Annotated in this window: 12 protein-coding genes; 7 read left to right on the top strand and 5 right to left on the bottom strand. The window is 69.1% G+C overall.

Annotated features, from left to right (window positions below; all coding sequences use genetic code 11):
- Positions 1-8: 8 nt before the first annotated feature.
- Complete coding sequence (locus K1T34_RS29270) at positions 9-785, bottom strand: WXG100 family type VII secretion target (protein ID WP_220237986.1); 777 nt, start codon at positions 783-785, stop codon at positions 9-11.
- Between the two features lie 135 nt (positions 786-920).
- Between K1T34_RS29270 and eccCa the strand changes: the two genes are divergently transcribed.
- Positions 921-4874: a type VII secretion protein EccCa gene (gene eccCa / locus K1T34_RS29265; RefSeq protein WP_220237985.1), complete on the top strand. Its 3954-nt coding sequence runs from the start codon at positions 921-923 to the stop codon at positions 4872-4874.
- A gap of 292 nt (positions 4875-5166) precedes the next feature.
- Here eccCa and K1T34_RS29260 read toward each other — a convergent pair whose 3' ends face one another.
- Positions 5167-5607, bottom strand: coding sequence for a hypothetical protein (locus tag K1T34_RS29260; RefSeq protein WP_220237984.1), 441 nt, complete (start codon positions 5605-5607; stop codon positions 5167-5169).
- A 250-nt stretch (positions 5608-5857) separates the two neighbouring features.
- Between K1T34_RS29260 and K1T34_RS29255 the strand changes: the two genes are divergently transcribed.
- Both K1T34_RS29255 and K1T34_RS29250 read left to right on the top strand, forming a co-directional pair.
- Positions 5858-6565: a trypsin-like serine protease gene (locus K1T34_RS29255; RefSeq protein ID WP_220237983.1), complete on the top strand. Its 708-nt coding sequence runs from the start codon at positions 5858-5860 to the stop codon at positions 6563-6565.
- An 87-nt stretch (positions 6566-6652) separates the two neighbouring features.
- Positions 6653-7132 carry a nucleotidyltransferase domain-containing protein gene (locus K1T34_RS29250; RefSeq protein ID WP_220237982.1) on the top strand — a complete coding sequence of 160 codons (480 nt, stop codon included), beginning with the start codon at positions 6653-6655 and terminating at the stop codon, positions 7130-7132.
- 7 nt (positions 7133-7139) lie between these two features.
- Here K1T34_RS29250 and K1T34_RS29245 read toward each other — a convergent pair whose 3' ends face one another.
- From K1T34_RS29245 to K1T34_RS29235, 3 genes are all read right to left on the bottom strand, one after another.
- Positions 7140-7511: a hypothetical protein gene (locus tag K1T34_RS29245; protein WP_220237981.1), complete on the bottom strand. Its 372-nt coding sequence runs from the start codon at positions 7509-7511 to the stop codon at positions 7140-7142.
- 454 nt (positions 7512-7965) lie between these two features.
- A complete protein-coding gene (locus K1T34_RS29240; protein WP_220237980.1) occupies positions 7966-9429 on the bottom strand; it encodes a class I adenylate-forming enzyme family protein in 1464 nt (487 codons plus the stop codon).
- Positions 9430-9484: 55 nt separating this feature from the next.
- The gene (locus tag K1T34_RS29235; RefSeq protein WP_220237979.1) at positions 9485-10444 is read right to left on the bottom strand and encodes a hypothetical protein; all 960 of its coding nucleotides are present in this window, start codon (positions 10442-10444) and stop codon (positions 9485-9487) included.
- Between the two features lie 225 nt (positions 10445-10669).
- Here K1T34_RS29235 and K1T34_RS29230 point away from each other — a divergent pair, with 225 nt between their 5' ends.
- The 4 genes from K1T34_RS29230 (at position 10670) to K1T34_RS29215 (ending at position 13129) form a co-directional block, all read left to right on the top strand.
- Positions 10670-11014 carry a WXG100 family type VII secretion target gene (locus K1T34_RS29230; RefSeq protein ID WP_220237978.1) on the top strand — a complete coding sequence of 115 codons (345 nt, stop codon included), beginning with the start codon at positions 10670-10672 and terminating at the stop codon, positions 11012-11014.
- Positions 11015-11035: 21 nt separating this feature from the next.
- Complete coding sequence (locus K1T34_RS29225; RefSeq protein WP_220237977.1) at positions 11036-11335, top strand: hypothetical protein; 300 nt, start codon at positions 11036-11038, stop codon at positions 11333-11335.
- Positions 11336-11432: 97 nt separating this feature from the next.
- Positions 11433-11831 carry a hypothetical protein gene (locus tag K1T34_RS29220; protein WP_220237976.1) on the top strand — a complete coding sequence of 133 codons (399 nt, stop codon included), beginning with the start codon at positions 11433-11435 and terminating at the stop codon, positions 11829-11831.
- A complete protein-coding gene (locus K1T34_RS29215; protein ID WP_220237975.1) occupies positions 11828-13129 on the top strand; it encodes a WXG100 family type VII secretion target in 1302 nt (433 codons plus the stop codon). The genes K1T34_RS29220 and K1T34_RS29215 overlap by 4 nt, the downstream gene beginning before the upstream one ends.
- Positions 13130-13143 lie beyond the last annotated feature (14 nt).

Raw genomic sequence — 13143 nt, 5'->3', positions numbered from 1 at the left:
GTCGGGAGTCAGACGGATGCGGGCCGGTAGACGCTGAGCTTGGCCAGGCCGCCGAGGCCGGGGTCGACGAGTCCGTGGTTGTAGAGGGCGCCGCCGTCGCCGGCCACGCCGATCACCGGGCCGGAGTCGGCGAACAGCAGGGGTTCGACCACCACGACGTCGCCCGCGTGCACGCCGCCGGGCACGTCGCCGAAGGTGCGCGCGGTGCCGGCGTAGACCTCGATCAGGCCGACCCGGGCCTGGTTGTCGGCGTCTCCGGCGAGCCAGTCGTTGAAGTCGGCGACGCCGTGGAAGCGGGCGTCGGTGATCGGGTGCTCGCCCAGCTTGCCGAGGTCGGCGTCGCCGAGATAGCGCAGCACGTTGCCGACGGAGCTCGGCTCGCCGTGGGCGCCGGCGCTGTCGTTGATCGCGATGGTGGCCAGCTCGCCGGCGTGCGGGGTGCCCCAGATCGACGACGAGGGCGCTGCCGCCGTGGAGGTGCCGCCGCCGTAACCGCTCGCCGCGGCCTCATCGGCCGCCTGGTAGGCGTCGGCGCTGGTCTTGACCAGGCCGTTGATCTGCTGCAGCAGCTGCAACAGCGTGCGCACGGCCGTGACCTGGGTCGACTGCAGCGCCGAGTTGGCCGCCGCGACGGCGCTGCCGAAGGCCGCGAACGACGTCGGCTGGACCACGAGTTTCTCGAGGTCGGCGACCGCGTTGATCCCGTGGGCGACGATGCCGCCGACGTTGCCCACGATCGAGCGCATGGCCTCGGGTTCCGCCCGGTACTCGCCCGCGGTGACCATGGCTCTCCTTCCTGGGTGCGGCGTGCTGCCTCCCCCGTGGGGGTGGCCTCGGCAGAGCGTAAAAGCGCTTCCGGCAGCGAGCGGACGGCAAAAGTACCCACCAGGACGGCCGCGGTGGTGGCGAAAATACGGGGTATGAGCCCGTCGGTCGACCGCCTGGACCTGCTCGGCGAGCAGCCCGGGGAGATCATGTTGCAGTCCCCGCCGATGCTTCCCAAGAGCGGCTCGGGCGGGCTGGTCCAGCTCATGATGTTCCTGCCGATGATGCTCGGCATGGGCGCGATGTCGTTCGTCTACATCGGACGCGACGGCGGGGTGATGACCTGGATTTTCGGCGCTCTGTTCGTGACCGCGATGGGCGGCATGGTCGTGATGTCGCTCGGGCGCGGCGGGATGGCCAAGAAGGCGCAGATCAACGAGGAGCGCCGCGACTACCAGCGTTACCTCGCCGGCCTGCGCACGAAGGTGCGCGCGGTCGCCGACGAGCAGCGCGCGGCGCTCATCGCGCAGCAGCCCGACCCGGCCGACCTGTGGGCGTACGTGGAGACGGGCCAGTACTGGGATCGCCGCCGCGGCGACCGGCACTTCGCGCTGGTGCGCGCGGCCACCGGCCCGCAACCGCTCGCGACGCCGTTGCGCGCGCCGCAGACGGTGCCGCTGGAGGACCTCGACCCGGTCTCGTCGACGAACCTCAAGTACTTCATCCGCACGTACTCCACTGTGGAGGGCCTGCCGGTTTCGGTGTCGCTGCGCTCGTACGCGGCGACGACGCTCTCGGGCCGGCGCCCCGAGGTGCTCGGGATGACGCGTTCGCTGCTGTCGCAGCTGGTGACCTTCCACTCCCCCACCGACCTGCGCGTCGCGTTCTGCGTGGCCCCGGACCGGCGGCACGACTGGGAGTGGGCGAAGTGGCTGCCGCACGCCACGGCGCCCGCCCTGACCGACGCGACGGGCCGGCGCCGGCTCGTGGCGTCCGGCCCGGTGGAGCTGGCCGAGCTGCTGGGCCCGGACCTGGGCGACCGTCCCGCGTTCACGCGCCGGCCGGGCACGCCGCAGGACCTCCCGCACGTGGTGGTCGTGGTCGACGGCGGCGGCACCCAGGGCGAGCCGCGGCTGCTCGCCGAGGAGGGCCGGCTCGGGATCACCGTGCTGGAGGTCGGCGGAGAACAGCCGCGCGCCGCGTCGAACGAGCAGCTGCTCAGCCTGCACGTGGCCCCCGACCAGCTCGGCATGGTCGTGCTCGACGGCGGCACCGAGGCACGGCTGGGTTTCCTCGGCACACCCGACCAGCTCGACCGCGGCGCGGCGGAGGCGCTCGCGCGCACGCTGACGCCGCTGTACCAGGGCACGGCAGTGGTCAGCGAGAAGCCGATGTCGGCGACGTTCGGGCTGGCCGGGCTGCTCGGCATCGGCGACCCGCGCGACACCGACACGACCGTGACGTGGGCGCCACGCGCGGCCCGCGACCGGCTGCGCATTCCCCTGGGCGTGAACCCTGAGGGCCGGTCGGTGGAGCTGGACTTCAAGGAGTCGGCCGAGGGCGGCATGGGCCCGCACGGGCTGGTGATCGGCGCGACGGGTTCGGGCAAGAGCGAGCTGCTGCGCACGCTCGTGACCGCGCTGGCCGTGACGCACTCGTCGGAGAAGCTGAACCTGGCGCTCATCGACTTCAAGGGCGGCGCGACGTTCGCGGGCATGACCGGGCTGCCGCACGTGTGCGCGGTGATCACCAACCTGTCCGACGACCTCACGCTCGTCGACCGCATGGCCGACGCGTTGAACGGCGAACTGTTGCGGCGTCAGGAACTCCTCCACTCCGCCGGGAACTACGCGTCGGTGCGCGACTACGAGAAGGCGCGCGCCGACGGGGTGCCGCTGCAGCCGTTGCCGTCGCTGCTGGTGATCATCGACGAGTTCTCCGAGCTGCTTTCGTCGCGGCCCGAGTTCATCGACCTGTTCGTGGCGATCGGCCGGCTGGGGCGTTCGCTGGGGATCCACCTGCTGCTGGCTTCGCAGCGGCTCGAGGAGGGCCGGGTGCGCGGGCTCGATTCCCACCTGTCGTACCGGATCGGGCTGCGGACGTTTTCCGCTTCGGAGAGCCGGGCGGTGCTCGGGGTGGCCGATGCGTATCACCTGCCGCCGGTGCCCGGGTCGGCGTATCTGAAGTCCGACAACGACACTTTGACGCGGTTCAAGGCTGCTTACGTGTCCGGTGAGCTTCCGCCGCGCAGCACGATCGTGCGTGAGGACGGACAGCAGGTGGGGGTGCTGCCGTTCACGTTCGAGGCAGTGGAGGTGCCGCTGGCGGCGTCGGTTCCTGTGGCCGAGACGGTCGAGAAGGGCACCGGGGAAACCATCATCGGCGCAATGCTTTCCCGTCTGGAAGGCCGCGGCCCGGAGGCCCACCAGATCTGGCTGCCGCCGCTGTCCGAACCACCCACCCTGGACCAGCTCCTGCCACCACTGGGCACGGACGTTGCTCGCGGCTTGTGTCCGCTGGGCTGGGGCGGCAACGGCAAGCTGACCATCCCCGTCGCCCTGGTGGACAAACCTTTCGAACAACGCCGCGACATGCTCTGGGCCGACTTCTCCGGCGCGGCCGGCAACGCCCTGGTCGTGGGCGCACCGCAAAGCGGCAAGTCGACTTTGTTGAAGTCCATCGCGGCGATGCTCGCCCTGACCCACACCCCTTCGGAAGTGCAGCTTTTTGTGCTGGACATGGGCGGCGGCGCGTTGGCACCGATCGCCGGCCTGCCCCACGTCTCGGGTTACGCGACGCGGCGTGATGCCCAGCGTTGCCGGCGTGTGGTGGCCGAACTGACGACGTTGCTGGAGCAGCGCGAGGAGTTCTTCGCGGCTCAGGGTCTGGAGTCGATGGCCGCGTTCCGTGCTCGGCGTGCCGATTTGGTCGAGAGCACCGACGGCCGAGAGTTCGGTGACGTGTTCCTCTTCGTGGACAACTGGACCACGATCCGGCAGGAGTACGAGCAGCTGGAGGAACAGATCACCGGGCTTGCCGCGCGGGGTCTGGGTTTCGGCATCCACGTGATCGTGACGGTGAACCAGTGGATCGGCGTGCGGGCTCAGCTGCGCGACGCGATCGGTACGCGGTTCGAGCTGCGTCTGGGTGATCCGGCGGATTCTTCCATCGATCGCAAGGTGGCTCTGAACGTTCCCGCTGATCGGCCTGGTCGTGGTCTGACTGCCGACAAGTTGCACTTCCTCGCCGCCCTGCCGCGTGTCGATGGTGACCAGCGCCCGGAGACGATCGGTGCCGGTGGCCTGGATCTGGTTCGTCGGATTACTGCCGCATGGCCCGGTTCTCGTGCTCCGCAGGTGCGTTTGCTGCCTTCCGAGGTGCCTCTGGAGTCGCTTCCCGCGGCGCCCTCCGGGCGGGTTGTCCTGGGCATCGCCGAGTCGACCCTGCGGCCGGTTCACCTGGACTTCTCTTCGGATCCCCACTTCCTGGCGTTCGGGGATGTGGAGGCGGGCAAGAGTTCTCTTCTGCGGGCCATCGCGTCGGGCATCTCTGCCGCGTTTACTCCTGACCAGGCACTGATGCTGGTCGGCGACTACCGGCGGGGCCTTTTGGGCGCCGTGGACCAGCCGCACCTGTTGGGTTACGCCGGCGCGGAGAACACCTTGACGGACCTGGTGGGCCAGTGTGCGACTGCGATGCGGAACCGGTTGCCGGGCCCGGATGTGACGCCGGAGCAGCTGCGTTCGCGGTCTTGGTGGCGGGGACCGGATCTGTATGTGTTGATCGATGACTACGAACTCGTGGCTACTTCGGGGAAGAATCCGTTGTTGCCGTTGCTGGAGTTCCTGCCGCAGGCTCGGGACATCGGCCTGCATTTGATCATCGCCCGCGCTTCCGGTGGGGCGGGGCGGGGGTTGTACGAGCCGGTGCTGCAGCGGGTGCGGGAACTGGGCTCGCCGGGCCTGATCATGTCGGGCACGAAGGAGGAGGGCCCGTTGCTGGGGGATGTGAAGCCTTCGCCGCAGCCCCCGGGCCGGGGGACGCTGGTGTCGCGTCGGCATGGCACGGGGCTAGTGCAGGTGGCGTGGACGAAACCCGTGGAGTCGTAGGGCCGCCCGTCGCCGGAACTGCGGTCACTCACGCGAAATTCCGGACCGTCGGCGGACACTCGCGAAAGGAGAGCATCGAACCCCTCACTGGGGGCGGGCCCCCGGTCACGCAGTACAGCTGGATTTCATTCGCGATGCTCGCGCACCACCATCACGGAACGTGACCTCATCACATTGAAGTTGAAGAGATCAGCACGACATTCCTTGTGGCGGCAGGGAATGGGACCCGCCACCACAAGGCGTAGGCATCGATGAAACTCAGGCATCGGCCAGCCGTATCTGTTGAGTCATGTCAGAGGGGTGTCGCCGGGTTCCGGATGTCGACCTCGCCATTGGGCGAACCGCTGCTGTAGGTCACGTCCCAGTTTTCGTCGAGTTCGCGCCGCACCCGTCGGGCCAGTTCCCAGCCGCGTTCATCGAAGAGTCGTTCGGCCTCGTCCGAGGGGAAGGCTGCCGAGCCTGGATCGTCCCAGTCGAAGATGGCGTCCCAGTCGTGTTGCCAGGCCGTGAGATCGCGGGCCAGGTCCGGGGTCAGCCCGAGTTCCGGTGAGGCAGGGTCGACATTGTCGACACCGGACAGGTTCGGGTCGTGGACCCAGAGCGGCCAAGCCCGGGCTTCAGCGGAAACCTTGATCGACCGCCAGACCACCGGCTCGATGACCGGCTCGATGACCGGCTCCATGTTCGGTCTGCGCGGCCAACGCAGCCAGTCCGGCCAACGGAACTCACTCATCACGACCCCCGAACAAACGCCTTCGCCAGAACCAACGGTACGGACCCACACAACCGCGAATCCGTGCGCGCCCCTCACCGCGGGACACCTCTGAGGCAAGATCGTCCACGCCTACGACCACGATCTCCCGGTGGCACAACGTTGTCAGCACCCTACTTCCGTCGGTGCGAGACCCGACTGAAGTAGGTTATCAAGTTTCCACATGCCGCCTACGTTGGTGAAATCATTTCATCAACGTAGAGGGGCTTACATGCGTTTCGCGAAGGCAGTGGCCGTGGTGGCCGGGGCGGCCGCGGTGTTCGGCGTCGTGTCGGCGGGGGCGGCGAGCGCGGCCGGGCCGCGGATCATCGGCGGGGAGACGGTGGGCTCGGCGCCGTGGGGTGCGCAGGTTTTCTGGGACGACGCAACGGACTTCGGCGGCTTCGAGTGCTCCGGCACGATCATCGCGGCGCAGTGGGTGCTCACCGCGCAGCACTGCCTGAACGCCCCCGGCATGCACGTGAAGGTCGGCAACGTGGCGCTCGGCCAGGGCACCGAGGCGGCCGTGGACCAGCAGAAGGCCTCTCCCGACGGGGACATCGCGCTGCTGCACCTGTCGTCCGCGGTGGAGGCGACGTTCATGAAACTCGGCGACGCCGACCCGGAAACCGGTGCCACCAACCAGATCTACGGCTGGGGCCGCACCGAGGGCAACAACCCGCCGTCCGACACGCTGAAGACCGCGGACGTCAAGGTCACGGGCCAGGGCACCGACGCGTTCAACGGCACGGCCATCACCAGCGAGGGCGTCACGGGTGCCTCCTGGCACGGCGACTCCGGCGGCCCCCAGCTCGCCGACGGCGTGCAGGTCGGTGTGTGCTCCACCGGCGAGAACTCCGGCAGCGACAAGAACGGCACCCAGAACTACGCGAGCGTCGCCGCGAGCCGCGACTGGATCAAGCAGACCGCGGGCGTCTGACTCCGTTGCAATAGCGAGCCGCCCGCCGCGTCGGGCGGCTCGTTTATTGCGATGCGCCGGCCGGGCCGGTTCGGCACACTCGGTTCCGTGCTCACCGCCGAGATCGCCTTGGACGTGTTGTCCCGTCTGCGCGCTGCCGGCTGCCACGCCTGGATCGCCGGCGGCTGGGGTGTCGATGCGTTGCTGGGCCGCGAAACCCGCGCGCATTCGGACCTGGACCTGCTGCACCGGTTCGAGGAGGAGCCCACGGTTCTGGCCGCGCTGAACGACTTCACGGAGTCCGCGAACTTCCGCCCGGTGCGTTTCGTCCTCACCCGCCCCGACGGCGCTTCTCTCGACCTGCACCCGCTGCACTTCACCGACGACGGCTCGGCCACCCAAGAGGCCGACTCCACCGGCGGCCTTTTCCGTTACCCGGTGGGCTGCTTCGTCACGGGGAAGATCGACGGCGTCACAGTGCCGTGCCTGTCGGTGGCGCAACAACTTCTGTTCCACGAGGGCTACGAACCAAGGCCCCACGACCTCGCCGACGTCGCAGCCCTCCGCGCAGCCTTCGGTCGGCCCTGAACGGTCGCTACCACTCCGACGACATGTTCTCCGACACGAGGACCTCGAGCACTGTGCCCTCGCGCGTCTCGCGCGTGATCCGCATCGTGCCCGCCGCCAGAAAGCCCTCGGCGTCGGCGCCGTGGATCTCCACGAGCTTCGCGGGCCTGCTCAATGCTTCCGGGTAAGGCCCGTGCCGATCAACCAACAGGAGCCGGACCGGACCGCGGTAGTGCGTCGACAACTCGACTCTCAGAACACTGGAGAACGCCAGTCGAACGACGTCCGGGTAGTCGTCCGACCACGGAGTCCGCAAGGACAGCTGCAAGTGGCCGACCCCGTAGTGCCACAGCTGAAGATCTCGGTCACTCGACCACAACGTCTTCGGTTCGTCACTCAAAGGGATTTTCCTCCAACGCTCGACCACCCCGGTAAAAGGTCACCCTACTCCAACAGTCGGGGTTCTGGCGGATCTGGTTCAATTCCCAGGCGGTCAATCCCTCATAGTCGACCCGCGGATCCACGCCAATTCCACTATCAGCAAAATGCACCGGATCATTAATACCATCCAGGTTAAAATGTATGCGCGTAATGGACTGCCGCCGATTGACGATAGCTGCACCTCGCAGCCCTACAACGATAGCCACTCGGTCATAACGGAAAAATTTCTTTTCTCGGACGTCTGACAGGCACGCGTTCGAAAGTTGCCGCCAAACGGCTCAAGCACCCTCAACGAGGAATTCAGAGCAGCAGCGAAATGCGGATAAGCGAGCAGCCAGATGTCTCGGCCGGCCGCAACCTTGATTGATATTCGGAAATCTAATCTCGCCTGAGTAGCGAGATCGGCCGCACCCCTACACCAGCTTCAGCAGCGCCTGCTCGTCCGGCTTCCCCGACGCGGCCACCGGCACCTCGTCGATCACCTTCACCGACGCCGCCGCCTCGCCGACGAACCCTGCCACCACACCGCGCAGCTCGGTCACGTCCGGGACCCGCCCCGGAGCCGGGACCACAAAAGCGTGCGCCGCTTCGCCGGTGGAAGGGTCGGGAGCCGCCACGACGTAGGCCTGATCCACGTCGGCGTGCGAGGCGAGGGCGCGTTCGATCGGGCCGGTGTAGTGGATGACCGCGTTGACGATCACGACGTCGCGAGTCCGACCAGTCAGGTGGAGGAAACCGTCAGCGTCGACGTGGCCGATGTCCTGCGTACGGACCCAGCCGTCGCGCAGGACTTCCCCCGTCTGCGAAGGATTGCCCCAGTAGCCCGAGAACTGGCCGGCCGACCGGACGAAGATCTCACCCGAAGCGCCGGCCTCAACGTCAGTCCCCGAGGAGTCGCGCACGGAGATCTCGACGCCCGCGCAAGGGCGGCCCGCGGAGCCCAGCGCGTCCGGGAACGCGGCGACGTCGGCCGGCGTCAGCACGGTCAGCTTGCCCACCTCGGTCTGGCCGTACGCCTGCTGCATTCCCGGCCCCACGCGGGAAAACGCCTCCGCCATCAGGCCGGGAGCGACGGGCGAGCCGGCTACCACCAGCATCCGCACGGAACTGACATCCACCGACGAAGTCCGCAGCACGTCGAGGATCTTGTACAGCCGCGGCACCGTCGTCAGAGCCGCCGTGATGTCGAGGCGCGGCAGGATCCACGGGAAATCCGGCAACGCCTCGGGAATCACCACCGTCCCGCCCGCCAGCAGGCACGAGCGCAAGTGCGTGATCATCACCGCGCTCGTCAAGGTGCCGAACAGCAGGAAACGCCGGTACCGCGCGGCCAGATCCGCGGGCGTCTCCTCAGGGCGTTGCTCGATCCCCTGCGCCGTCAAGGCTTCGAAGCTGTACGTCACGCCTTTCGGCAACCCTGTGCTGCCGCTGGTGAACACCACCCAGCCGATGTCGGACGGCCGCCCGCTCGGCACGGGTTCCTCGAACACCGACAACAACTCCGGCCCGACCCGCAGGATCTTCGCCCCCGCCGCCGTCGCGCGCAGTTCCGGCGTCTCGGAGGCCTCGTCGACCACGACCGCCGCCAGGTCGCCCACCACCGTCCGCAGGTGCGCGACAGGCAGGCCCGCCCGGATGCCGACGGTGCGGCACCCCAGCGTCTGCGCGGCGATCTGCGCGGCCCACCCCTCGGGCGTCACGGCGGTGGCGACCCCGACGCCGTCACCGCGCGAGACGCCCGCGCCCCGCAGGGCGGCGACGAAGCGGCCGATCAGGTCGCGCGCTTCACCCCGCGTGACCTTCCGCGGGCCGTGCTCGAACGCCACCGCGTCCGGCTCCGAACCGAGCGCGTCCAGCACCGCCTGCGGAAAGACCATCGCACCGTCCTTTGTCCGACCCGGAAAACGCAGGACCATCCCTACCCGAAAGATCTCAGAATTCCGTCAGAGCATGCACTCTCGGTGAGCGCAGCGACAGCGCCACTCCCGCCGTCACCACCACGATCAGCCCCGCCGCCGCGGACAGCGTCCAGAAGTCCGGCCGGACGATCGACTGGCCGCGCAACGCCTGCCACGTCACCAGAGCGAGCACCCCCGCGTAGCCGACGACCGCGGTCCACACCAGCCGCCGGCGCACGAGGTCCGACGACAGCACCGGATACCGCCGCGCGAGCGCCGCCAGGCCCAACGCGATCAGCGGCAGCGCCTGGATCGCGTGGATGCCCACGAAGTGCGGGATCCGCAGATCACCACCCACCGTGCTCCAGCCGAGCAGCGGCAGGCCCGGGCCGCCGTCGGCGAGGCCCACGGTGTGCCCGCCGAACGTGGGCGGCCGCTCCCCCGCCGCGTACATCGCCTTCTGGTCCGGCGTCGCCGTGAACATCAGCAACGCCAGGCCCATCCCCACCGCCGACAACGCCGTCCCCCACCGCAGCGCCGACGCCAGCGCACGGTCCGGCAACTTCTGGAACAGCAGCAGCACGACGACCGCGGCGGTAGCACCCCACGCCGTGAACGCGCCCGTGGCCACCACGTTGTTGATCGTGATGTCGCTCGGTGTCGCCTTGTTGAAGTGCAGCGTCCGGTCGCGGACCACGACCTGCCACACCAGCAGCGCCATGTCCATCCCGATGCCGACGGCGAACACCGTGCCGATCCACCACCCGGCCCGCCGGCCGCGCCGCAGCAGTGTGAGGAGCCACGCGAGCGTCAGCGCATACATCCCCACCGACACCGCGAACTTGAACGGTTTCGCCCACAGCGGCGCGTTGACGAGCGTGCGATCATCGAACACCAGCCCCACCGCCGACACCACGAGCAGCAGTGCCATCGCCCCCGCGAGCACCACGAGCGGGCGGTGCAGCCGAGCGAGTGAAATTCCCCCAGTCGTCATGCCTTCAGGGTCGCGAGACCGGCGGGAAAGGGCACTGGAGAGCGCCCCCGTCCGCGGGGTGGGGCGCGCCCCACCCCGTGTAGGTAATAGTGCCGTCAACGCGACCGGCAGTTGTGCCGTTTGACCACACCTCCGGGTTTTCTAGCGTGACATTCACAACGCGCGGGCAGGGGCAAGCCTCTCGCGCACCGGGATCTTCCGCGAGAGGGAAGGAGGTGGCCCGTCATGTCCAGTCCGGGATTCCAGGCAGATTCCGCTGCGATGACGCGCGCCGTCCAGGGCTTCGAGGAAACCGCGTCGAACGCGAAGACGACCATGGCCAGCTTGGAGTCGGAGCTCACCGAGACTCTGCGCAACTACAAGGGCGACCAGGCCGTGGCGTTCTGGGACCTGCAGCGCCGGCTCCAGGAGAAGATGACGGCCGCTGTGAAGGAGCTCGACACCATGTCGCAGCTCGTGCACACGAGCCACACGAACTACAACACCGGCGACTCGGACGTGCACCAGAGCTTCCAGAGCGTCGGCCACAACCTCGAGGGCGCTTCGGTGATCCCTCGCCTCAACCTTTGAGTCACGGAGAGGACCGGCAAGATGGCTGACGTCGTCGAAATCAACTTCGCCGCGCTGCAGTACAGCTCGGCGTCGCTGGCCGCCAAGGCCAAGGCACTGACCTCGCAGCTCGAGCAGCTGCACCAGAACCTCCAGCCGATCACGGCCACGTGGTACGCCTCCGGCAGCTCCGCCGGTGAGGCCGCCCGTGCGGCCGAGACGCGGCTGCGGCAGGCCACCGCCGACATCGTCGCGATCATCGCGCAGTTCGGCGGCAAGGTGGGCGACGCCCACGACCTGCAGTCGCAGCTGGAGAACCGCAACCAGGGTCTGTTCGCCTGATCCGCTCCCGACGTCGGTCGGCCGGTGCGGGAAACCCCCCGCTCGCACCGGCCGGCCGGCTTTCCAGCGTCCGTTATGCACGAGAGGGCCGGGACCGATGCACGACCAGTCGTACTACGTTCACCTCGAATCGCTGAAGGACTTCGTGCGGGAACTGGAAACCCAGATCCACGCGATGTCCAAGCCCAACGACTTCCTCAGCACGCTCGGCGACCACCCGCTGCTGTTCGGGGAGTTCGGGGAAGCCGGCTCGCTCGTCGACGCCCACCGCGCCGCCGTCGCGGAGATGCGGGGGCTGCTCGAACAGGTCCGCAGCGCGATCACGTTCGCGCAGGACGTGACCACCACCGTCGCCGACGGTTACGAGCAGGCGGACCAGTCGGTGGCCGGCGACCTGCACCAGTCGGGCAGCGAGACCGGGCTGCTCGATCCGCTGCTTTCGCTGCTGGGCCTCGGGTCCGGTGGCTCGAACAACTCCGGGGGGACGGACGCATGAGCGGGGCGCACACCAACTTCGCCGCGTACACGCACCAGCAGCTGTACGCGATGCTGCAGGCCGGTGACCCCAGCAGCGCCCAGGCCGCGGCCGACCAGTGGAACTCCACCGCGATCGGGCTGCACGAGCAGGCCGAGAACCTGTCGAAGGAGCTGTCGGACTTCTCGGGCGAGTGGACCGGCGGCGCGGCGGACCAGTACTCGCACATGATCACCGACCTCGTCGGCGGCATCCGCAAGGTCGCGCAGACCGCGCAGGGCATGCAGCACATGCTCGAGGACGCTGCCGACGCGCTCGTGAAGGCCAAGGCCGAGATGCCGCCGCCGGTCTCGGTGCCCGACGTCTCGCCCGGCCAGGTCGCGCTGGCCGTGAACCCGCCGTTGCTGCCGTCCGACTCGTCGCCGGCCACTCTCGCCGCCGCGGCCCAGCAGCGGCAGCAGGCGATCGCCGACGTCGAGGCGCAGCAGCAGGCCGCGAACGCCGCGGGTTCCGCGCACGCCAAGGCGATCGTGGTCATGACCAACCTGGCCACGAACTACACCACCGCCGAGGACTCGATCCCCGTCTCGCCCAACGCGGTCGACACGCCGGCCGCTCCCCCGGCCGGCGGCGGCGCGTCCGGTGGCGGTGCGACCGGCAACGGCCTGGCCGACCCGGGTCTCGTCGTCGGCACCCCAGACGACTCGCATCCGCTGCCGGCCGACGGCTCGGTGGCGGGCGCACCGGGGGCTCCGGGCTCGGACCCGGCGACTTCGGGCAGTCCGCTGTTCGGCGACATGTTCACCGCGGGTCTCGCGGCGGCTTCGGCGGCGGCGTTCGGGCGGTTCGGCTCGATCATGCCGAAGGTGCCTTCGTGGGCGTCCGGAAAGGACTCCGACGACAAGAAGGACGAGCCGGCGGGCACGAAGCTCGGTGGCGGCGCGGGCACCGAGGGCGGTGCCGGCGGCGGCATCCCGATCGGCGGCGGTGACGCGCCTTCGCTCGACGGCGGCGGAATCCCCGGCGGCGGCGGCCTTTCCGGCGGCAGCGACGCCCCGGCGGCGCACTCCGGCCTCGCGGGCGACGGCGGCGCTTCGAACGTCCTCAGTGGACTCGCGGGCGGCGCGGCCGGTGCCGCGGGCGCGGCGGCGAAGAGCGCGATGCCGATGATGCCCATGATGCCGATGGGCATGGGAGCCGGCGGTGACATGGGCTCCGGACGGCGGATCCCGGCGTGGCTCGTGGAGACGGAGAACGTATGGGGCCAGCAGGCGCCCGTGGCTCCGTCGGTGATCGGCGAAGAGCCGGAAACCTACTGATCGGGAGGACGGCT

Origin of the sequence: Amycolatopsis sp. DSM 110486 (assembly GCF_019468465.1) — a bacterium.
Taxonomy (GTDB): domain Bacteria; phylum Actinomycetota; class Actinomycetes; order Mycobacteriales; family Pseudonocardiaceae; genus Amycolatopsis.
The sequence above is the reverse complement of the archived record's forward strand: the minus strand, read 5'-3'. Positions and strand labels throughout refer to the sequence as shown.

What these genes read in the sequence shown, in the direction of transcription:
- K1T34_RS29270 (WP_220237986.1), bottom strand. Translation starts at nt 785, where the DNA reads ATGGTCACCGCGGGCGAGTACCGGGCGGAACCCGAGGCCATGCGCTCG.
- eccCa (WP_220237985.1), top strand. Translation starts at nt 921, where the DNA reads ATGAGCCCGTCGGTCGACCGCCTGGACCTGCTCGGCGAGCAGCCCGGG.
- K1T34_RS29260 (WP_220237984.1), bottom strand. Translation starts at nt 5,607, where the DNA reads ATGAGTGAGTTCCGTTGGCCGGACTGGCTGCGTTGGCCGCGCAGACCG.
- K1T34_RS29255 (WP_220237983.1), top strand. Translation starts at nt 5,858, where the DNA reads ATGCGTTTCGCGAAGGCAGTGGCCGTGGTGGCCGGGGCGGCCGCGGTG.
- K1T34_RS29240 (WP_220237980.1), bottom strand. Translation starts at nt 9,429, where the DNA reads ATGGTCTTTCCGCAGGCGGTGCTGGACGCGCTCGGTTCGGAGCCGGAC.
- K1T34_RS29235 (WP_220237979.1), bottom strand. Translation starts at nt 10,444, where the DNA reads ATGACGACTGGGGGAATTTCACTCGCTCGGCTGCACCGCCCGCTCGTG.
- K1T34_RS29230 (WP_220237978.1), top strand. Translation starts at nt 10,670, where the DNA reads ATGTCCAGTCCGGGATTCCAGGCAGATTCCGCTGCGATGACGCGCGCC.
- K1T34_RS29225 (WP_220237977.1), top strand. Translation starts at nt 11,036, where the DNA reads ATGGCTGACGTCGTCGAAATCAACTTCGCCGCGCTGCAGTACAGCTCG.
- K1T34_RS29220 (WP_220237976.1), top strand. Translation starts at nt 11,433, where the DNA reads ATGCACGACCAGTCGTACTACGTTCACCTCGAATCGCTGAAGGACTTC.
- K1T34_RS29215 (WP_220237975.1), top strand. Translation starts at nt 11,828, where the DNA reads ATGAGCGGGGCGCACACCAACTTCGCCGCGTACACGCACCAGCAGCTG.